Source organism: Quadrisphaera setariae, from assembly GCF_008041935.1.
In the GTDB taxonomy this organism is placed as follows: Bacteria; Actinomycetota; Actinomycetes; order Actinomycetales; family Quadrisphaeraceae; genus Quadrisphaera; species Quadrisphaera setariae.
Genome location: NZ_VKAC01000007.1, coordinates 92,496 through 111,047 on the forward strand (window position 1 = coordinate 92,496; position 18,552 = coordinate 111,047).

The following is an 18,552-nucleotide window of genomic DNA, read 5'->3' on the forward strand; positions in this document are numbered from 1 at the left end:
GAGGCAGAGTCACAGCCATGACGCTGTCGATCGTCGCCCGCTGCGAGGAGACCGGCCGGTTCGGCTACGCCGTGGCGTCGTGCTGCCTGGCCGTCGGCACGCGCGTCGGCGCCGCGCGCCCGGGCGTCGGTGCGGTCGCCGTGCAGGACGGCGGCTGGCTGCACTGGCGCGACGCGCTCCTCGACCTGCTCGACCGCGGACTGGCCCCCGCCGAGGCCACCGCGATGATCGCGCTGTCCGACGATGCTCCGGCGAGCCAGCTCGCCGCCGTCGGCGCCACCGGCCCGGCGGCGGCATTCACCGGTCCGAGCAGCACGCCGATCACCAGCCACCTCGTGCGCGGCGGTGTCAGCGCTCAGGCGAACACGATGGCCGTCCCCGGCGTCCCCGAGACCCTGGTCGATGCCTTCACCAGCGCCGACGGCCCCCTCGAGCACCGCCTCGTCGCGGCGCTCCTGGCCGCCGACGCCCTCGGCGACCACGGCCCGGACCACCGGGGCCGCCAGTCCGCCGCCGTGCGCGTGGTGCCCGCGGAGCGCGGCCGGGTCCCCACCGGGGACGCCGACGACCCCCACGTCGACCTCCGCGTCGACGACTCCGCCCGTCCCACCCAGGACCTCGCCCGCCTGCTCGACGTCCACCGGGCCCACCGCCACCTCATCGCCTCCGGGTCGGCCCTGGACGACGACGAGCGCCTCGCGCACGTCCGCCGGGCGGCTGAGGTGGTGCCCGGCGAGCGGGTGGTCGCTCCCCTGCTGGCCATCCGCACCGCGCTGGCCGGAGACGCAGACACCGCCCGGGTCCTGCTGCACGAGGCCGCCAGCGCCAACCCCGCCACGTGGCAGTGGGCCGCCCGCAGCGCCGAGCGCGCTGCCGCAGCCGGCAGTCCCGGGGCGGAGGTGCTCGCGGCGCTCGTGCGCGAGCAGGCACCCCCCACCCGCCTGACGACCACGCGGCTGAGCGCCACCTCGTCAGCGCCCGAGCCGCGCCGGCGTGGGGACGCGCGCCCGCACATGACGGGACACCGACGTCCACCTGGGAGCAGACCGGTCTCGGCGAGCGGATCGTGTCCGACAGGATCACGCTGCAGACATGAAGATCCTGCTGATCATCCTGTGCTTCTTCTTCCCGTTCATCGCGGTGCTCATCAAGGACGGCCTGAGCCCCCGCGTGCTCATCGCCTTCCTGCTGCAGCTGCTCGGCCACATCCCGGGCGTGATCTACGGGATCCTCGTCGTCACGCGCGACTGATCTCCGGCGAGGCGCCCGAGGCTCGGGCGGTGCGGGTGACAGGCTCCGGAGCCACGCTCGCACCGCCCGCCAGGACCGGCCCCAGCTCGACCTGTGCGGGTCGTGTGGAGGGACCGTGCAGATCCGCCTGCTCGACCGCACCGGCGCCTAGCGTCCGGTCCGTGATCCCCACCAGGCACCGCGCCCTGCGCGCAGCGCTGCTGCTCGTCCCCGCCGTCGTCGTCGCCGGGCTCCTCGGGGTGCACCGCCTCGGGGTGGTCTCGGCGCAGACCGCCCCCGACCTCGAGCCGCTGCGCGTCCCGCTCGACCTCGCCGCCGCCGGCGGCGGCGCCCTCGTCCTGGTCGCGGCGGCGCTCTCCTGGCGGTACTCCCACCTCGCCACCGCAACTGACCGACCGACCGAGCAGGCGGTGCGCGCGCTGCGGCGCCTGCGCCTGGCCGTCGCCGTCGTCGGCCTGCACCTGGCGGTCTGCACCGTCGGCATGAGCGCGGTGCTCGACCGGCGCGGGTACGGGATGCCCGGCCTGTGGCTGCTCGCGCTGCTCGCCGAGGCAGGGCTGGCGGCCCTCGTCGTCGGGCTGGGCCGCACGCAGCGCGAGGCGCGCACGCAGGTGGCCTACGACCGTCGCACCGGGCGGGTGCCCCAGCCCCGGTAGGTCACGCAGCGTCGCGTGCCAGAGTTGGTCCTGTGAGCAGCGCACTCCGCCAGGCCGACCGTTTGCGCACGGTGCGCTACGACATCCGCGGTCCGCTGCTGCGCAGGGCCCGCGAGATCGAGGCCGCCGGCCACGAGGTGGTGAAGCTCAACATCGGCAACCCCGCCGCGTGGGGGCTGCAGGCCCCCGACGCCGTCGTCCGAGGTCTGGTCGAGCACATCAACGACGCTGAGGGCTACAGCGACGCCCGCGGCATCCTGTCCGCCCGCGAGGCGGTGTCTGACTACTACACCGGGCGTGGCGTGGTCGGCGTCGGGCCGGACCACGTGATGCTCGGCAACGGGGTGTCCGAGCTCATCGTCATGACGCTGCAGGCCCTGCTCGACCCGGGCGACCAGGTGCTGGTCCCCTCCCCCGACTACCCGCTGTGGACCGGCGCGGTGCGCCTGTCCGGCGGCACGGCCGTGCACTACCGCTGCGACGAGGAAGACGGCTGGCAGCCGGACGTCGCCGACGTCGCCGCCAAGGTCACCCCGGCCACCAAGGCGCTGGTGATCATCAACCCGAACAACCCCACGGGTGCGGTGTACTCGCGGGAGACCCTGCTGGCGCTGCTGGACGTCGCCCGCCAGCACGGGCTGCTGGTGCTGGCCGACGAGATCTACGACCACATCCTCTTCGGCTCCCCCGACGCCCCGGTCGTCCACGAGCACGCCGCGGCGCTCGCGCCCGACCTCGTGGTGCTGACGATGTGCGGGCTCTCCAAGAACCACCGCGCGGCCGGTTTCCGGTCGGCGTGGCTGGCGATCTCCGGTCCGCGCGAGCGCGCCGCCGACTACCTCGACGGCCTCGAGCTGCTCGCCAACATGCGCATGTGCCCCAACGTGCCCGCGCAGCACGCGGTGGCCTCGGCGCTGGCGGACCGCGCCAGCATCGACCCGCTCCTCTCGCCGGGCGGCCGGCTGCGCGAGCAGCGCGACCACGCGCTGCGGCGCCTCAACGCCATCCCCGGCGTCTCGTGCGTGGAGCCCCGGGGGGCGCTGTACCTCTTCGCCAGGCTCGACCGCGCGGTCTACCCCGTCGACGACGACGAGGCGCTGGTCATGGACCTCCTCAACGCCGAGCACCTGCTCGTCACGCACGGAACGGGCTTCAACCTGCCCACGCCCGACCACCTGCGGATGGTGTTCCTGGCGCCGGTGGAGGTGCTGGACGACGCCGCCGACCGGCTGGAGAGGTTCCTCGCCGGGCGCCGGCGCTGATCCCGACCTGCCCGCCCGTGGTCATGGACGTCGCGCACGACGCCCATGACCACGAAGGGGTGGGGCTCAGTCGTCGGAGACGGTGACCGTCACCTCGATGTTCCCCCGCGTCGCGTTCGAGTAGGGGCACACGGCGTGGGCGGCGTCGGCCAGCTCCTGGGCCTGGGCGGCGTCGAGCTCGGGGATGGTCACCTCGAGGTGGACGGCCAGGCCGTAGCCGCCGCCGGCCACGGGACCGAGGCTGACCTGCGCGCCGACGCTGCTGCCCTCCACGGACACCTTGCGCTGGCGGGCCTGCCCGAGCAGCGCGGAGTGGAAGCACGCGGCGTACCCGGCGGCGAAGAGCTGCTCGGGGTTGGTGCCCTCCCCGGAGCCACCGGCCTCCTTCGGGGACGCGAGCTGCAGGTCGAGCGTGCCGTCGCTGGTGCGGACCTGGCCTGAGCGGCCGGACCCGGTGCTCAGCGCCTCGGCGGTGTAGATGGTCTTCTCGAGCTGGGTCGTCACGGGGTTCCTCCTGGGTGTTCCGGTGGGGAGATCTGCTGCTCGAGCACGCGGCGGACCGCCGCCGTGCCGATGGCGAGGTGGCGCAGCTCGCTGTCGCTGAGCTGCGAGGTGACCTCGGCGCCGCGGGCCTGGAAGCTTCGGGCGATGCCGTCGGCCCACTCCAGGGTGCGCGGGGTGGGCTCCAGCCGCACCACGCGGCGGTCGCCGGGATCCGTGCTGCGCTGCAGGTAGCCGGCGTCGACGAGCCTGTCGACGACGCCGGAGACGGTGGGCGGCGAGACGCCGAGCCTGGCTCCGAGCGCGCGGCCCGTGGAGCCGCCGTCGGCGAGCACCACGAGCAGGCACTTGAGCTGGACGATGGTCAGGGGCAGCGACAGCAGGTCGTCCAGGCCGGCCCTCAGGGCCAGGTGCTGGACGGCCTCCTGCTCGGCCAGCACCCGGGCCTCGAGGGCGGCGCGGTCCGGCGCAGCGGGGGCCGCCCCGGCGCTGTCGTCGTCCTCAGCGGTCACGGCGAGGGGTCACGCTGCGGTGGTGCCGGACAGGACGGCGCGGGCGCGCTCCCCCAGGCCGGTGTCGGTGAGCACGTCGTAGGAGCCGGCGGCGAGGCTGCGGACGGAGCTGAAGTCGCGCTGCCCGCCGGTGGCCAGGTGGCCGAAGAAACCGAAGACGGCGCCCCAGAAGGCGCCGATGACCAGGCCGACCAGCAGCAGCGCTGAGAAGCCGCCCACGGAGAACAGCGCCATGAGCAGGCCGATGAAGAGGCCGAACCAGGCTCCGCTCGCGGCGCCGAGGCCGGTGGCGCGGGCCTTGGTGAGGCGGCCGGTGACCTGCTCGACGATGGTGACGTCGCGGCCCACGATGCGCACCGAGCCGACGGGGAACCCCGCGTCGGAGAGCGTGTCGACGGCGCGCTGCGCGTCGGCGTACTCGCGGTAGCGCCCGACGAGGTCCTCGGTCGCGGTGGGCGCGCTGACGGTGCTGTCGGTGGTCTGGGCCATGCTTCCTCCTCGTGCGGGCCGCACGTCCCGACCTGGGTCGTGCGGGTTTCTACTGTTCGCCTTCTACTAACAGTGTTGCCCGCAGCAAGCATTCCCGCGCGTCGTTCCACCCCTCTCCCAGGGAGGTCCGGGTGTCCGTCCAGGCGAGCCTCCGCGAGCCGTCCGACGCCGACGCGTCCGCCGTCGGCGTCATGCACCTGCGCGCGTGGCACGAGACCTACGACGAGGCGCCCGGCCTCGACGCGGCCTGGGTGGACGAGCACATCGGCTTCATCGCCTCACCTGCCGCGGACGAGTTCCGGCGCCAGGTCCTCGCAGCGCAGCGCACTGACCCGGTCCGCACGCACTACCGCGTCGCGCCGGGGCGAGGAGGTGGTCGGCTTCGTGCACGCGTCCCTGCCCGCAGCAGAGGGCGACCACGGCGAGGCGGTCCTCGAGGCGCTGTACCTGCTCCGCTCCGAGCACGGGACCGGCCTGGCCGACAGGCTCCTGGGCAGCGCCCTGGGCTGGGCGGGCGGACGTGCGGTCAGGCTGGAGGTCTCACCGCTGAGCGTGCGCGCCGTGCCCTTCTACCGGCGTCACGGGTTCAGGCCGACGGGCGAGACGGGCGTCTTCCGCGACCGCGTGCCCACGCTGCGGATGCGCCGCCCCGTCGACCGCTGAGGCGACCGCACCCGCCGGTCAGCCGCCGGAAGGACCGCCGATCCGCAGACCAGCGAGGTTGAGGTCCTCCGACTGCCTCTCGGCGAGCTCTCGCGGTGAGCGGGCGCCCGGCTGCGGGAAGCGCTTCGACCCCAGCACGAGCCACCCGACGAACCGACCGACCGACGTCAGCGCGCTCCCGATCCGCTCCATGATCGGACGCTACGCCGGTCGCGCCGGCACCACCAGCACAACCCGTCGACCAGGACGCCGACGTCGCGCGCGTCCTCGAGGTCCACGGCACGTCGCGCCCGAGGTGCCGTGCGACCGGTCGCGTGCGACGGTTCCGACGTGACCATCGCGACCACCGGCTTCAGCCACGTCCGCCTCACCGTCCGCGACATCGAGGTCTCGCGGCGGTTCTACGACCGGGTCTTCGGCTGGGAGGTGGCCTACGAGGTCCCCGCCGACGCCGACCAGGCCACCCGCGACCGGCTGTGGTTCGTCTTCGACGGCGTGATCTACAAGGTCCCCGGCGGCCTGCTCGGGCTGCGTCCCGTGGCTCCCGCGGACGACTCCTTCAGCGAGGACCGCGTGGGCCTCGACCACCTCTCGTTCTCCGTGGCGGCCAAGGCCGACCTGGACGCCGCCGTCGCCGTCCTCGACGCCGCGGGCGTGGAGCACGGCGGGGTGAAGGACGCCGGCACCATGCATCTGCTGGAGCTCCGCGACCCCGACGGCATCGCCCTCGAGCTCGTCGCGATGAAGGGCTGAAACTCCCTGTCGCGCTGCGGCCGGGGCCCCTACCCTCCGGTCCATGATCCCGCTCGACCACCTGCTGGCGTTCCTCCTCGCGTCGGTGGTGATCGTCGTGGTCCCCGGCCCGAGCGTGCTGTTCGTGCTCGGGCGCTCCATCGCGCACGGCCGCCGCGCCGGGGTGCTGAGCGTGCTCGGCAACGCCCTCGGCACGGTGCCGGCGGTGCTCGCGGTGGCGTTCGGGGTGGGGGCGGTGGTCGCGGCGTCGGTGGTCGCCTTCACCGTGCTGAAGCTGGCGGGGGCGGCGTACCTCGTCTGGCTGGGCGTGCAGGCGATCCGCCACCGCAACGACCACGCCCGCGTCGACGCCCCGAACGCCGCCACCACCGGACAGCTCCTGCGGCAGGGCTTCGTGGTGGGAGCGACCAACCCCAAGACGATCGCGTTCTTCGTGGCGGTCCTGCCGCAGTTCGTGGCCGTGGAGGCTGGGCCGGTGTGGGCGCAGCTGCTCGTCCTCGGCGTGGTCTTCCAGCTCATGGCGGTGGTGTCCGACAGCACGTGGGCGCTGGCGGCGGGCACGGCGCGGACGTGGTTCGCGCGCTCCCCGAAGCGGATGTCCACGCTGTCCGGCACGGGCGGAGTCATGATGATCGGGCTCGGCGGGACGCTGGCGCTGTCCGGCTCGAAGCACTGACGTGCGGGCCGTGTGAAGGCTCCGTCAGGGGTCTGCGCAGGGCCCTGACGTGTGATGACGCTGCTGCCACGGTGGCCGGGTGCTGCTGCGCGCCGTCGTCGTCCTGCTGGTCTCCGGGGTGCTCGCCTCCGGACTGCTCAGGGCGTGCGCTCCCGCGCCCGACGCACTGCCCGACCCCGTGGTCGTCAGGACGACGACGATGCCCGGCGGGCCGCAGCCGGCTGCGCCGTGCGCGTCGCTGCGGGTGCCCGTGGGTGTGCTCGCCCCGCAGCCGGGTGAGGGGCTCCGCCTGCTCGTGGTCGAGGTGGCGGCATCGTGACCGCACCTCGCGCAGCGGTGCTGCTCGGGCTGGGCGGGGCGCTGGCGGGGGTCGTCGCCAAGGCCGCTGACGCGTCGCCGTGGCGCTGGGCCGAAGACCTCGGCCACCATCCCGCCGCGTGGCTGCTCGCGGTGGCCGCGGTGGCGCGCCTGTCTCCCACGGCCGGGAGCGCGGCTGCGCGGTCCGCGGTGTTCTTCGCGGCCATGACGGCCGCCTACTACGGCTGGGCGGACCTCGCGCAGGGCGCGGGTCCCGGGGTGTGGCGGCTGGCACTCGTCTGGTGGGTGCTGTCGGCGACCGCCGTCCCGGCGTACGCCCTGGCCGTGCGCGCAGCGGCCAGCTCCCAGGACTCGGCGGGCGGCCGCCACCGCGCACCGCTGGCCGGTGCTGCGCTGGCCCTGGCGGGAGGGCTGGCGCTGGCCGAGGGCGCGATGCCCGACCGGCCGGTGCAGCTGGTCGTGTCGGTGGTGGTCGCTCTGGCGATCACCACCGCTGTGCCGGTGCAGCGCCTCACGCGCGTGTGGGCGCTGGCGCTGCTCGCGCCCGGCGCGCTCCTCGCCACGGCGGCACTGGCGGCGGCCCGAGGTGCTCACCTGCTGCCGTGATCGCCCCGCCTACCGTGACGCCGTGGGACCTGAGACCGGAGACGACGCCGTGCGGGCGACCGCCCGACGGCTGCTCCCCGACACCGCCGCCAGCCACGTCAGCGCCGCGGAGGTGGTCCGCGGCGAGTTCCACGACGTCGTCCTGCTGCCGGGCAGGGCGGTGGTCAAGGTCGCGCGCGGCCTGGCCGCCCAGCACCTGGAGCGGCGGGCGGCGCTGCTCGACGCACTGGCCGACGCGGGACTGCCGCTCGCCGTCCCGCGGCCGCTGAGCGAGGTGGTCCGCACCGGGGAGGCGAGCGCCGCGGTGGCGCTGTCGTGGGTCCCCGGCGAGCCGGCGCCGGTGGGTGCAGGCGGTGAGCAGCGCGTCGAGCAGCTGCAGCAGCTGCTCACGGCGATGGCCGCGGTGGACGTGTCTGCGGGCACTCCGGTGGGCCGGTGCCTGGACGTCCCGCACGCGTACGCGGGTCGCGGGCGGTGGGCGGAGCTCATGGCCCGGGTGGTGGCGATGCTCCCCGACGACGTGCGCGACGACGCTGCCGCTTGCCTGCGCGCTGCCGTCGACCTGCCGCCCGTGCCGCCGCGGCTCGTGCACGGCGACCTCGCCGGGCACAACCTGCGCTGGCACGCCGACGGGACGCTGGCGGGCGTCATCGACTGGGACCTCGCCAGCGCGTGGGACCCCGCCGTCGACCTGGGCTGCCTGGTCTGGTTCGGGTGGGACGCCGTCGACGCGGCGTGCGCCGGCCTGGGCGGCGGGTGGCCGACCGCTGCGGAGCGGGCCCGGGTGTGGTTCGCGACGTTCCCGCTGGAGGGGCCGGCGGCGCTGCTGGACGACGGCGCCCCGGCGGCCCTGGTCGCCGAGCGGCTGGAGCGGGTGGCCACCGCGCTGCGCCGCGAGCGGGACGCGGCAGGCGCGCGGCGCTAGCAGCCGCCTCCACCACCGCCGTCTCCGCTGCCAGCCCCGAGCCCACCGCCCAGGCCACCGCTCTCCTCGAGGCGTTCCAGCGGGGTCCGACGGACCCCGGCGCCCCGCGGCGCGATGCCGTCACCCGGCGCGAACAGGTCCCCGGTCAGATCCCGGAGGCGCCGTGCAGCAGCACGCAGGAGGCGGGCCACCGGTCTCACGGCACCTCCTCCTCCCGCAGGTCTGCCCAGCGTGATCGGTCACGACGCTGCGATCAAGACCCCGCGTCAATCCACTGGCGCGAGCGGCGGTCGGTGCGCGACGGTCGTCGTCGTCATCACCGCCGACGACCACCGAGGAGGCGACCGTGGCGACCTCGTGCACGGCCACCACGCCCGACGGCCACGAGCTGTGGGCCCAGCAGAGCGGTGACCCCGGCGGCAGCCCGGTGCTGCTGGTCATGGGCGCGGCGTCCTCCAGCGCGGTGTGGCCGCCGGGGCTGGTCGAGCGGCTCGGGCGGCGGCACCGCGTCATCGTGTGGGACCACCGCGACACGGGGCGGTCCAGCACCTCAGCGGGTCGCGAGCCGTACGCGCTGACGGACCTGGCCGCGGACGCCGTCGTCGTCCTCGACGCCTTCGGGGTGCCTGCGGCGCACGTGGTGGGGATGTCGATGGGCGGACTGCTCACCCAGCTCCTGCTGCTCGACCACCCCGAGCGGCTGCTGTCGACGACGCTGTTCTGCACCGGTCCGCTGCCAGGCGCGGAAGCTCCCGGCGACGCAGCACCAGCACCGGCGCCCGAGCTGCTGGCGCTGTGGGCGCAGCTCGGAGAGGAGCGCGACGAGTCCGCCGAGATGGACTTCCGGCTGCGCCACTGGCGACTGCTCAACGGCCACGGGATGCCGTTCGACGAGGCGGAGTTCAGGGCGCTCGAGGGGCGGGTGGTCGCGCACGGCGGACGGATGGACGCGAGCTCGGCCACCGCGCACGCCCGCGCGGGCACGTCCGGTCTGGCGCGCGGAGCGGAGCTGCGCGACGTAAGGACGCCGGTGCTCGTGGTCGAGGCGCCGCAGGACCCGGCCTGCCCGCCGCCGTGCGCACAGCTGCTGGAGGCGGCGATCGGCGACGCCTCGACCACCCGCCGGGTGGTCGTGCCCGGGATGGGCCACGCGCTGCCGGCGGCGGTGGTCGGGCCGCTGCTCGACGCGGTGGAGGCGCACCTCGACGCCGTAGACGGCACCGACGGGTGACCGGCCGTGGACGAGGAGGAGCTCGCTGACGTCGTCCTCCAGCGGTGGGGCCTGCCCGGCGCCGTGGTGCAGCCGCTGGGCGGCGGCATGAACTCACGCACCTGGGTGGTGGAGGTGACGGCGCCGTGCGGACAGGTGGGGCGCTGGGCCGCCAAGCAGGTGGCGCCGGCGCTGCACCCGCCCTTCCGCCGCGGGCTGCTCGCGGCCTCGCTCGTGGAGGGGGCGGGGGTGCGTGCCGGTGTGCCGCGCCCGACCGTCGGCGGCGCGGACCATGCCGACCTGCCCGACGGCCCGCTGGCGCTGCTGCGCTGGGTCGACGGCACGCCGCTGGACGATGACGACGACGATGCGCCCGCGCTCATGGGCGCCGCCCTCGGAACGGCGCACCGCGTGCTGCGGGGTGTGGACGACGGGTCGGCGGCGCGCTTCCCGCCCTGGCCGGAGCTGGAGGGCGACCACCTCGACGTGGAGCCCTGGGTGCGCCCGGCGGTGGCCGGAGCGCTCGCCACCTACCGCGACCTGCTGGCCGGTTCCGGCGGCGGGGCCCTCGGAGGGTCGTCGGTGGGGCTGCTGCACGCCGACCCGGCACCCGACGCGTTCCTGCGCCCGGTCAGCGGGGATGACCCGCGCTGCGGTCTCATCGACTGGTCGAGCGCCGAGCACGGTCCGCTGCTCTACGACGTCGCCTCGGCGGTGATGTACGTCGGAGGGTACGAGCGCGGGCGGGCGCTGGTGGAGGCGTACGCAGAGGTGGTGGCCCCGGAGGCAGACGCGGCGGCGCTCCTGCCTCAGGTGGAGGTCCTGCTGGGGCTGCGCCAGGCGGTGCAGGCCGCGTACTTCGCGCGGCGCCTGGCAGTGGACGACCTCACCGGCATCGACGGACCCGAGGGCAACCTCGAGGGCCTCCACCACGCGCGGGACTTCTTCGCCGCCCTCGGCTGAACGGGACGGGCCGCGCGCGAGTGGTCGGAACCCCGCCACGAGACGTCGGAACCACGTCCAGACGTGTCGGAACCGGGTCGTCGTTCCGACACGTCCGGCCAGGGTTCCGACACGTCGAGTCCGTGGGGTCGCGGCCTCGCGGCGCGGCGGTCCCCGGCTGCGGCGCCCCTGCGCCACGATCGACACCGTGGCGACGCCCACCCGCACCGTTGGCGCTGACGAGTCGGACACCGCACCGGCCGGGCGGTTCGCCCGGTGGGTGCCCTGGGCCGTGCTCGGTGTGCTGCTCACGACTGTGGTCCAGCTGGCGGTGGGGGCGTTCAGCGACCTGCCGCAGTTCGCGGGCAAGGGGTTCGGAGCGCGACTGGCCGCCTACCCGGTGCTCATGCTGCTGGTGCCCCTCGTGGCGGTGGTCCGTCGCGCCCGGCGCAACCACCGCCACGAGGGGTCCGGGCCGCTGCCGTGGGCGGCGACGCTGCTCGTCGCGCTGCCGTTCCTCGTCGACGTCACCGGCAACACCCTCGACCTGTACGACGCCGTCATCTGGTGGGACGACGCCAACCACCTCGTGAACTGGGCCCTGCTGTCCGGCGGCGCCGGCCTGCTCCTGCGCGACGGTGGCGTGCAGCCGCGCTGGGCCCTGGCCCTGTGCACGGCGGGGGTGGGGGCGCTGCTGGCCGTCGGGTGGGAGCTCGGCGAGTGGGCCACCTTCATCCGTTTCGGAGAGGTGGACGGCGGGCTCGCCGCCGCCTACGGCGACACCCTCGGCGACCTGGCCCTGGGATGCCTGGGCGCAGGGGTGGCGGGTGTCGTCGTCGCACGCCGAGAGGCGGCGTCACCGCCGCATCGCGGGAGCTGACGCCCCTTCAGCGCAGTTCCCGCCCCTTCAGCGCAGTTCCCGCCCCTTCAGCGCAGTTCCCGCCCCATCGGCAGGTCTGATGGGGCGGGAACTCACGCGAAGGGGCGTCTTCTGCACCGCCGGAGCCTCCCCGGAGGAGGACGTCGCCTGCGGCGCCGTCCGCGAGGAGCATCGCGCCCGTGTTCGCGACGATGCGCAGGACCAAGACCGCCCCCGGCCGGGCCCGGGAGGTCGCCCGGACCATCCAGTCCGAGGACGTACCCCTCGTCGAGCAGGTCGACGGTGCGTGTCCTGCACGCTGGTCGACCTCGGCGGCGACGAGGTCACCAGCGTCGGGGTCTTCACGTCGCCGCTGGAGGCGCGCGCCGGTGAGGTGGTGGTCGAGCACCGCGCTCGACCGCCGCCTCGGAGGAGGTCAGACGGCGGCGCTGATCGAGGCCTGCCAGTCCTCGTGGAGCCGGGCGAACCGCCCACCGCGCGCCACCAGCTCGGCGGGCGAGCCGTCCTCCACCACGCGACCGCCCTCCACCACGAGCACGCGGTCGGCGGTCATCACGGTGGACAGCCGGTGCGCCACCACCACGGCCGTGCGGTCCGCGAGCAGCCGCTCGAGCGCCTCCTGCACGTGCTGCTCGCCCGGGACGTCCAGGGAGCTGGTGGCCTCGTCGAGCACGAGCACCGCGGGGTCGGCCAGGAACGCCCGCGCGAAGCTCACCAGCTGCCGCTGCCCCGCCGAGAGCCGCACGCCGCGGCTGTCCACCGGGGTGTCGTAGCCCTGGGGGAAGGTCATGACGAGGTCGTGCACGCCGACGGCGCGCCCCGCCGCCTCGATCTCGGCGCGCGTGGCGTCCGGGCGGCCGACGGCGATGTTCTCCGCGACGGACCCGGAGAACAGGTACGCCTCCTGGGTCACCATGACGATCGCCCGCCGCAGGTCGCCGGGGGCGACGGAGCGCACGTCCACGCCGTCCAGTCGCACCGCGCCGCGGCGCACGTCGTAGAACCGCGCCACCAGCTTCGCCACCGTCGACTTCCCCGCCCCCGTCGAGCCGACCAGCGCCACGGTCTGCCCGGCGGGGATGCTCACGTGCACGTCGTGGAGCACGTCGGGACCGTCGGCGTACCCGAAGGTCACGTGGTCGAGCTCCAGACCACCCATCGGGTGCGGCAGGGGCACCGGGTGGGCCGGGTCCGTCAGGCGCGGCTCCTGGGCGAGCAGCGACGCGAGCTTCTCCAGCGCCGCCTGCGCGGACTGGAAGGAGTTGTAGAACATCCCCACGTCGCGCAGCGGGGTGAAGAAGCGCCGCGCGTACAGCACCGCGGCCACCAGCACGCCGACGTCGAGGGCCCCGTCGAGCACCCGCAGGCCCCCGACCAGCAGCACCACCGCCACGGTCACGTTGCCGATCATGGTGAGCCACAGGTCGAAGACCCCGTTGACGCGGATCGCCTGGTCCTGCACGGCCCGGTAGTCCTCGGTCAGCGCGGCGTAGGCAGCGGCGGACCTGCGCTCGCGGCGGAACGCCTGCACGGCGCGGACTCCGGTCATCGTCTCGACGAACGCCACGATGACGCGGGCGGCCACCACGCGCGTGCGCCGGTACTGCTCCTGCGAGCGCCGCTGGAACCACCGCGTCAGCAGCACGCCGGGCACCACCGCCACCAGCAGCACCGCGCCGGAGGGGCCGTCGAGCACCACGAGCGAGACGGCGGTGAGCACCATCGACAGCGCACTGGTGGCCAGCACGGTGACGCCGCTGTCGAGGAGGTCGCGGACGGCCTCGATGTCCGAGGTCTGCCGGGAGATGACGCGCCCGGAGGTGTAGCGCTCGTGGAACTCCAGGTCGAGCCGCTGCGTCTGGCGGAACACGCGTCGGCGCAGGTCCAGCAGCACCGTCTGGCTGGCCGCCGCCGACTGGCGCACCACCGCCGCGGACAGCAGCCCGCCGACCAGCGCGGCCAGGAGGTACCCGCCGCCGACGAGGACCAGGGGGACGGCGTCTCCGTCGCGCAGCGCCGGCAGGCCCGTGTCGATGCCGACGGCCACGAGCGCCGGCCCCGCCACCACCGCCGCCTGGCTCACCACCACGAGGAGCACGAGCAGCCAGACCCGGCTGCGGACCGGGCGCAGCACCGAGCGCAGCAGCGGCAGCGACTGGCCGCGCTCGTCGTCGAGGTCTGCTGGTCGCGCAGCCTGGGTCGGAGCAGCGGCGGTGCTCATGCGGCGCCCTCCTCGTCGTCGTCGTCCTCCGTGCCGTCCAGGGCGGTGAGCACGTAGCGGTAGTGGGGGTGCTGCCGCAGCAGCTCGTCGTGGGTGCCGACGCCGGTGATGCGCCCGTCCTCCAGCACGGCCACCCGGTCGGCGAGGGCCACCGTGGAGGTGCGGTGGGCGACCACGAGCGTGGTGGTCCCCGCCAGCACCTCCCGCAGTCGCTCGGTGACCACGGCCTCGGTGGTGACGTCGAGGGCGGAGAGCGGGTCGTCCAGGACGAGCACCCGCGGGTGCGAGGCCACCGCCCGCGCCAGGGCCAGGCGCTGGCGCTGCCCGCCGGACAGGCTCAGCCCCTCCTCCCCCACGCGGGTGTCCACCCCGTCGGGCAGGTGGTCGACGAAGTCGGCGCTGGCCACCCGGAGGGCCTCGACGAGCAGGCGCTCCCGCTCGCGCTCGTCGGGTCCGGAAGCCCCGGCGGGCAGCCCGAGCAGCACGTTCTCGGCGACGGACTCGGAGAAGAGCACCGGGTCCTCGAAGGCGACCGCCACCGCGGAGCGCAGGTCCTCCCGGCGCAGGTCGCGCACGTCGACCCCGTCGAGCAGCACCTGGCCCTGCGTCGGGTCCACCAGGCGCGGCACCAGCTGCGCCAGCGTGGTCTTGCCGCTGCCCGTCAGGCCCACCAGCGCCGTGGTGCACCCGGGCTCGAGCACCAGGTCGACGCCGTCGAGCACGGGCCGCTCGCCGTTGTCGTGGGAGAAGCCCACGCCGCGCAGCTCCACGCGCGAGCCCCGCGGACCGGGCGCCGGCGGGTCCACCGGGCGGGGCGGGTCCTGCACGTCGGAGAGCGTCTCGAGGACGTCGAGGTACCTGTCGGTCGCGGTGCGCGCGTCCAGCGTCATGGCCAGCAGCTGGCCGATCCGCTCCACGGGGGCGTTGACCACGGCGGCGGTCGCGAAGAACGCCACCAGCGCACCCACCGACACCGCGCCCTGCGACGCCAGCCACACCCCGAGGACCAGGCTGACGGCCGTCGCGGCCTCGGGGATCAGCCCGAGCGCCAGGGTGAGGCCGGACAGGGTGCGCGCCTTGCGGATCTCGGTGCCGCGCAGGTGCTCGGCGTCTCGGGTGAAGTCGCCCAGGGCGTCGTCGCCGCGGCCGAACGCCTTGAGCACGCGGATGCCGTGGACGGACTCCTCCACGCGTCCCGCGAGGCCACCGGCCTGGTCGCGGGCGCGGCGGGCGATCACCCGGTACTCGCCGCCGAACCGGTGGCTCAGCACCATGACCGGTACCGCCCCGGCGAGGTAGACCAGCCCCAGCGGCCAGGCGGTCCACAGCATCAGGCCCACGCCCACCACCACCGTGGTGATGGAGACCACCAGCATGAGCAGCCCGAAGATCAGCCAGCGGCGGACGGTGGACAGGTCGGCCATGGCCCGCTGCAGCAGCTGCCCGGTGGACCAGCGGTCGTGGAAGCTCAGCGGCAGCTCGAGCAGGTGGCGGAACAGGTCCAGGCGCATCGTCGCCTCGACGGTGGTGCCGGGCGTGGCCACGAACACGCGCCGGCTCCAGATGAGCACGGCCTCGGCCACGCCGAGGGCCAGCACGAGCAGGGCGGCCTCCACCACGCCGGTGCGCGACCCCGACGTGAGCAGCGGTCCGTTGACGAGCTCGCGCAGCACCTGCGGCACGGCGAGCGCGATGAGGCTGGCGACCAGCGCCGCCAGCGTTCCCAGGGCCATGCGGGGCAGGGCAGGGCGGGCCCAGTCGACCAGCCGCAGGAGGCTGCGCGCGGTGGAGGCGGGGCGGTCGGTGGTCGGTGGGGCTGTCGGTGAGGAGGACGACGACGACGGTCGGGTGCGGGCGGTGCGGGCGGCCTGGCGGCGGAGCGTGCGGGGCCGGACCCGCTGGCGCGGGGTGCGCCTGCTCGCCCTCACTGCGCCGGCGCCGTCCCCCGCCTGAAGCGGTGTTCTGAAGCAACCAGCACGTGACCAGTCTCCCCCCGTCCCGCCGGTCCTGTCACCCGCGGTGATCGCCGTCCACAGCGAACTCCCACCTCACCGGTGGAGGGCGAGGTCCGCCGCGAGCGGGAGGTGGGTCCTCCCCAGCAGCGGGCCGGGCAGGTCGAGGCCCGGTGGGCCGCCTCAGGCCCGGGTCCAGGCAGGGAAGCGGGTCTCGGACTGCCCACCGGGTCCCAGCCTGCCCACTCGCCTCAGGCTCGCGTCGATCGAGGGAGCTGCGGCCACGGCGATCTCAGTCCCCTCGACCGTCGCGGAGAAGGGGCAGGTGCCGCGCGAGCCCGGCGCGGTCGCCGGGTCGAGCGGTCGGTCAGACGGGGTCGGCGAGGACGTCGAGCGCGCCCTGCAGGTCGGCCGGGTACGGGCTGGCGAACGCCGTCCACTCCCCCGTCGCCGGGTGGTGGAAGGCGAGGCCCACGGCGTGCAGCCACTGCCGGGTCAGACCCAGCCGCTGCGCGAGCGCCGGGTCGGCGCCGTAGGTGAGGTCACCGCAGCACGGGTGGCGCAGCGCGCTCATGTGCACGCGGATCTGGTGGGTGCGGCCCGTCTCCAGGTGCACCTCGAGCAGCGTGGCCGAGCGGAACGCCTCGAGCGTCTCGTAGTGGGTGACGCTGGGCTTGCCCTCAGCGGTGACGGCCCACTTCCAGTCCGAAGAGGGGTGGCGGCCGATGGGCGCGTCGACGGTGCCGGCCGTCGGGTCGGGGTGGCCCTGCACCAGCGCGTGGTAGGTCTTCTCGACCGTCCGCTCGCGGAAGGCGTCCTTGAGCACGGAGTAGGCGTGCTCGCTCTTGGCCACCACCATGAGGCCGGACGTGCCGACGTCGAGGCGGTGCACCACGCCCTGGCGCTCGGCGGCGCCGGAGGTGGAGATGCGGTAGCCCACAGCGGCGAGCCCGCCGATGACGGTCGGCCCGGTCCACCCCGGAGAGGGGTGCGCGGCGACGCCGACGGGCTTGTCGACCACCACGAGGTCGTCGTCGTCGTGGACGACCCGCAGGCCGTCCACCGGCTCGGCGACGACGCGCGGCGCCGACGGCGGGTCGGGCAGGGTCACCGACAGCCACGCGCCGGCGCGCAGGCGCTCGGACTTGCCGACCACCGCGCCGTCCAGCTCGACGCCCCCGGACTCGGCGACCTCGGCCACGCGGGAGCGGGACAGTCCCAGCAGCCGCGAGAGGCCGGCGTCGAGCCGTTCGCCGTCGAGCCCGTCAGGAACGGGGAGGGAGCGCACGTCGGGCACGGTCACGCCCTCTCTGAGCGGCTGCTGCGGCCACCGGCCCGCCGCCCGTCGATCTCGACGCCCCGCAGCGCGAGGACGACGATGAGGGCCGCCGCGGTGCAGATCATGGAGTCGGCCACGTTGAACACGGGCCAGTTCGGCAGGGCCAGGAAGTCGACCACGTGACCGCGGGCGAAACCGGGGGCGCGCACCAGGCGGTCCACGAGGTTGCCGGTGGCGCCGGCCAGCAGCAGCCCCAGCGCCAGCGCCCAGGCGCGGCTGCCGATCTTGCGGGAGACCCGCAGGACGGCGACGACGACGACGGTCGCGATGATCGTGAAGATCCAGGTGGCCCCGGTCGCGAAGGAGAACGCCGCTCCGGGGTTGCGCAGCAGCACCAGCTGCAGGACCTGCCCGAGCACGGGCACGGGCTCCCCCGGCGTGAGCAGGGCGACGGCGAGCGCCTTGGTGACCTGGTCAGCCGCGAGGCCGACCAGCGCCACCGCGGCGAGGAAGCGGCGCAGGCGCCGCGCCTTCACCCGCCGGGCGTGGCCGAGCCCGTCCGTCCCCTCGGCGGGCACGGAAGGGCTGGAGCCGGTGCGCTCAGGTGGTGCCGACGCCGCCGACGGGGGCGGCGTCGCAGCGGCCTGGCGCTCGGCGGACGACTCGCTCAGCTAGCACCGCCACCGAAGGCGTAGCCCACGTCCTGGGCGGCCGGCGGAGCCGGGCGGCCGTTCTGGGACCCGGCGCTGTTGCGGGTCTCGAGGTCGCGCAGCTGCGACTCCAGGTACGACTTCATGCGGTTGCGGTAGTCGCGTTCGAAGATCCGCAGCTCGTCGATCTTGCGCTCCAGGAGCGAGCGCTCCTGCTCGAGGCTGCCGAGGGTCTGGCGGTGCTTCTCCTCGGCCTCGCGCACCAGGCGCGACGCGCGCTCCTTGGCCTCGCCGAGGATCTGGTCTCGCTGCTCCTCACCGGAGCGGACGAAGTCGTCGTGGAGCTTCTGGGCGAGCGCGAGCATGCCGGTGGCCGACTCCAGCCCCTGGCCGCCCATGACGGGGGCCGGCGGGGCCTGGGCCGCGACGGGCGCCGGGGCCACCTGCTGCGGGACGGGGCCGGTGGCCCCGCCGCTCCGGCTGAGCTCGGTCACGCGCCGCTCGCAGGCCGTCAGGCTCTGCTGCAGCTGCTCGTTCTCCGCCGTCAGGCGGCGCAGCTCACCCACGACCTCGTCGAGGAAGTCGTCGACCTCGTCCTGGTCGTAGCCCTCACGGAACTTGGTGGGCTGGAACCGCTTGTTGACGACGTCCTCGGGCGTCAGCGCCATGTGGTCACCTCTTCGAGAGTTCCCGCGGTGGCACGCACCGGGCCTGCTGTCTAGTCGTCAGCCACCGTAGCCGACGGCGCGCGCCGGTGCGGTCAGGAGCAGCACGCGGTGTGTCCGATAGCGCATCCGACGAGGCGC

At 75.0% G+C, this 18,552-nt stretch carries 21 protein-coding genes and 1 pseudogene; 13 read left to right on the plus strand and 9 right to left on the minus strand.

The features are described from left to right. Positions 1–17: 17 nt before the first annotated feature. From FMM08_RS24130 to FMM08_RS12780, 4 genes and pseudogenes are all read left to right on the plus strand, one after another. Positions 18–560, plus strand: a pseudogene (locus FMM08_RS24130) (DUF1028 domain-containing protein); the annotation flags it as partial. A gap of 532 nt (positions 561–1,092) precedes the next feature. Next, the gene (locus tag FMM08_RS23045; RefSeq protein ID WP_186720399.1) at positions 1,093–1,251 is read left to right on the plus strand and encodes a YqaE/Pmp3 family membrane protein; all 159 of its coding nucleotides are present in this window, start codon (positions 1,093–1,095) and stop codon (positions 1,249–1,251) included. 161 nt (positions 1,252–1,412) lie between these two features. Next, positions 1,413–1,907 carry a hypothetical protein gene (locus tag FMM08_RS23050; RefSeq protein WP_187279754.1) on the plus strand — a complete coding sequence of 165 codons (495 nt, stop codon included), beginning with the start codon at positions 1,413–1,415 and terminating at the stop codon, positions 1,905–1,907. Between the two features lie 32 nt (positions 1,908–1,939). Beyond that, positions 1,940–3,169: a pyridoxal phosphate-dependent aminotransferase gene (locus FMM08_RS12780; protein ID WP_147926762.1), complete on the plus strand. Its 1,230-nt coding sequence runs from the start codon at positions 1,940–1,942 to the stop codon at positions 3,167–3,169. Positions 3,170–3,235: 66 nt separating this feature from the next. Here the strand turns inward: FMM08_RS12780 and FMM08_RS12785 are convergent, their stop codons facing one another. The 3 genes from FMM08_RS12785 to FMM08_RS12795 are packed head-to-tail and all read right to left on the minus strand — an operon-like array spanning position 3,236 to position 4,671. Continuing rightward, positions 3,236–3,673 carry an organic hydroperoxide resistance protein gene (locus FMM08_RS12785; protein WP_147926763.1) on the minus strand — a complete coding sequence of 146 codons (438 nt, stop codon included), beginning with the start codon at positions 3,671–3,673 and terminating at the stop codon, positions 3,236–3,238. Further along, a complete protein-coding gene (locus tag FMM08_RS12790) occupies positions 3,670–4,182 on the minus strand; it encodes a MarR family winged helix-turn-helix transcriptional regulator (protein WP_147926764.1) in 513 nt (170 codons plus the stop codon). Before FMM08_RS12790 ends, FMM08_RS12785 begins: the two co-directional genes overlap by 4 nt. Positions 4,183–4,191: 9 nt before the next feature. Continuing rightward, positions 4,192–4,671, minus strand: a complete 480-nt coding sequence (locus FMM08_RS12795) for a general stress protein (protein WP_147926765.1) — start codon at positions 4,669–4,671, stop codon at positions 4,192–4,194. 72 nt (positions 4,672–4,743) lie between these two features. Between FMM08_RS12795 and FMM08_RS23685 the strand changes: the two genes are divergently transcribed. Further along, positions 4,744–5,334: a GNAT family N-acetyltransferase gene (locus tag FMM08_RS23685; RefSeq protein ID WP_255472351.1), complete on the plus strand. Its 591-nt coding sequence runs from the start codon at positions 4,744–4,746 to the stop codon at positions 5,332–5,334. 18 nt (positions 5,335–5,352) lie between these two features. On the opposite strand, the gene FMM08_RS23060 is transcribed toward FMM08_RS23685, so the two are convergent. Further along, entirely contained in the window at positions 5,353–5,526 is a 174-nt protein-coding gene (locus tag FMM08_RS23060) for a hypothetical protein (RefSeq protein ID WP_187279739.1), read from the minus strand. A 138-nt stretch (positions 5,527–5,664) separates the two neighbouring features. Between FMM08_RS23060 and FMM08_RS12805 the strand changes: the two genes are divergently transcribed. The 8 genes from FMM08_RS12805 (at position 5,665) to FMM08_RS12835 (ending at position 11,644) form a co-directional block, all read left to right on the plus strand. Then, entirely contained in the window at positions 5,665–6,087 is a 423-nt protein-coding gene (locus FMM08_RS12805; protein WP_147926767.1) for a VOC family protein, read from the plus strand. A 43-nt stretch (positions 6,088–6,130) separates the two neighbouring features. After that, on the plus strand, positions 6,131–6,763 hold the full coding sequence (locus tag FMM08_RS12810) for a LysE family translocator (protein ID WP_147926768.1): 633 nt from the start codon (positions 6,131–6,133) through the stop codon (positions 6,761–6,763). 79 nt (positions 6,764–6,842) lie between these two features. Next, positions 6,843–7,082: a hypothetical protein gene (locus tag FMM08_RS12815; RefSeq protein WP_147926769.1), complete on the plus strand. Its 240-nt coding sequence runs from the start codon at positions 6,843–6,845 to the stop codon at positions 7,080–7,082. Next, positions 7,079–7,687 (plus strand): hypothetical protein, encoded by a 609-nt coding sequence (locus FMM08_RS23065; protein ID WP_187279740.1) that lies wholly within the window; start codon positions 7,079–7,081, stop codon positions 7,685–7,687. The genes FMM08_RS12815 and FMM08_RS23065 overlap by 4 nt, the downstream gene beginning before the upstream one ends. A 22-nt stretch (positions 7,688–7,709) precedes the next feature. Continuing rightward, entirely contained in the window at positions 7,710–8,612 is a 903-nt protein-coding gene (locus FMM08_RS12820) for an aminoglycoside phosphotransferase family protein (protein WP_187279741.1), read from the plus strand. Positions 8,613–8,958: 346 nt separating this feature from the next. Next, positions 8,959–9,843, plus strand: coding sequence for an alpha/beta fold hydrolase (locus tag FMM08_RS12825; RefSeq protein WP_222710732.1), 885 nt, complete (start codon positions 8,959–8,961; stop codon positions 9,841–9,843). A gap of 6 nt (positions 9,844–9,849) precedes the next feature. After that, positions 9,850–10,785, plus strand: a complete 936-nt coding sequence (locus tag FMM08_RS12830) for a phosphotransferase enzyme family protein (protein WP_147926771.1) — start codon at positions 9,850–9,852, stop codon at positions 10,783–10,785. Positions 10,786–10,972: 187 nt separating this feature from the next. Then, positions 10,973–11,644, plus strand: a complete 672-nt coding sequence (locus tag FMM08_RS12835; protein ID WP_255472352.1) for a DUF2238 domain-containing protein — start codon at positions 10,973–10,975, stop codon at positions 11,642–11,644. A gap of 415 nt (positions 11,645–12,059) precedes the next feature. Here the strand turns inward: FMM08_RS12835 and FMM08_RS12840 are convergent, their stop codons facing one another. The 5 genes from FMM08_RS12840 to FMM08_RS12860 all read right to left on the minus strand — a co-directional run bounded on the left by FMM08_RS12840 (position 12,060) and on the right by FMM08_RS12860 (position 18,414). Then, positions 12,060–13,865 (minus strand): ABC transporter ATP-binding protein, encoded by a 1,806-nt coding sequence (locus tag FMM08_RS12840; protein ID WP_147926772.1) that lies wholly within the window; start codon positions 13,863–13,865, stop codon positions 12,060–12,062. Beyond that, complete coding sequence (locus FMM08_RS12845; RefSeq protein WP_147926947.1) at positions 13,862–15,598, minus strand: ABC transporter ATP-binding protein; 1,737 nt, start codon at positions 15,596–15,598, stop codon at positions 13,862–13,864. Before FMM08_RS12845 ends, FMM08_RS12840 begins: the two co-directional genes overlap by 4 nt. Before the next feature lie 586 nt (positions 15,599–16,184). Next, a complete protein-coding gene (locus tag FMM08_RS12850; RefSeq protein ID WP_147926773.1) occupies positions 16,185–17,114 on the minus strand; it encodes an RluA family pseudouridine synthase in 930 nt (309 codons plus the stop codon). A 2-nt stretch (positions 17,115–17,116) separates the two neighbouring features. Beyond that, positions 17,117–17,674, minus strand: a complete 558-nt coding sequence (lspA, locus tag FMM08_RS12855; protein ID WP_147926774.1) for a signal peptidase II — start codon at positions 17,672–17,674, stop codon at positions 17,117–17,119. An 89-nt stretch (positions 17,675–17,763) separates the two neighbouring features. Beyond that, positions 17,764–18,414, minus strand: coding sequence for a DivIVA domain-containing protein (locus tag FMM08_RS12860; protein WP_147926775.1), 651 nt, complete (start codon positions 18,412–18,414; stop codon positions 17,764–17,766). Positions 18,415–18,552: the final 138 nt, after the last annotated feature.

Excerpts from the sequence above, each read along its gene's own strand:
- FMM08_RS23045 (WP_186720399.1), top strand. The coding sequence starts at position 1,093 with ATGAAGATCCTGCTGATCATCCTGTGCTTCTTCTTCCCGTTCATCGCG.
- FMM08_RS12795 (WP_147926765.1), bottom strand. The coding sequence starts at position 4,671 with ATGGCCCAGACCACCGACAGCACCGTCAGCGCGCCCACCGCGACCGAG.
- FMM08_RS23060 (WP_187279739.1), bottom strand. The coding sequence starts at position 5,526 with ATGGAGCGGATCGGGAGCGCGCTGACGTCGGTCGGTCGGTTCGTCGGG.
- FMM08_RS12810 (WP_147926768.1), top strand. The coding sequence starts at position 6,131 with ATGATCCCGCTCGACCACCTGCTGGCGTTCCTCCTCGCGTCGGTGGTG.
- FMM08_RS12840 (WP_147926772.1), bottom strand. The coding sequence starts at position 13,865 with ATGAGCACCGCCGCTGCTCCGACCCAGGCTGCGCGACCAGCAGACCTC.
- FMM08_RS12845 (WP_147926947.1), bottom strand. The coding sequence starts at position 15,598 with ATGGCCCTGGGAACGCTGGCGGCGCTGGTCGCCAGCCTCATCGCGCTC.
- FMM08_RS12860 (WP_147926775.1), bottom strand. The coding sequence starts at position 18,414 with ATGGCGCTGACGCCCGAGGACGTCGTCAACAAGCGGTTCCAGCCCACC.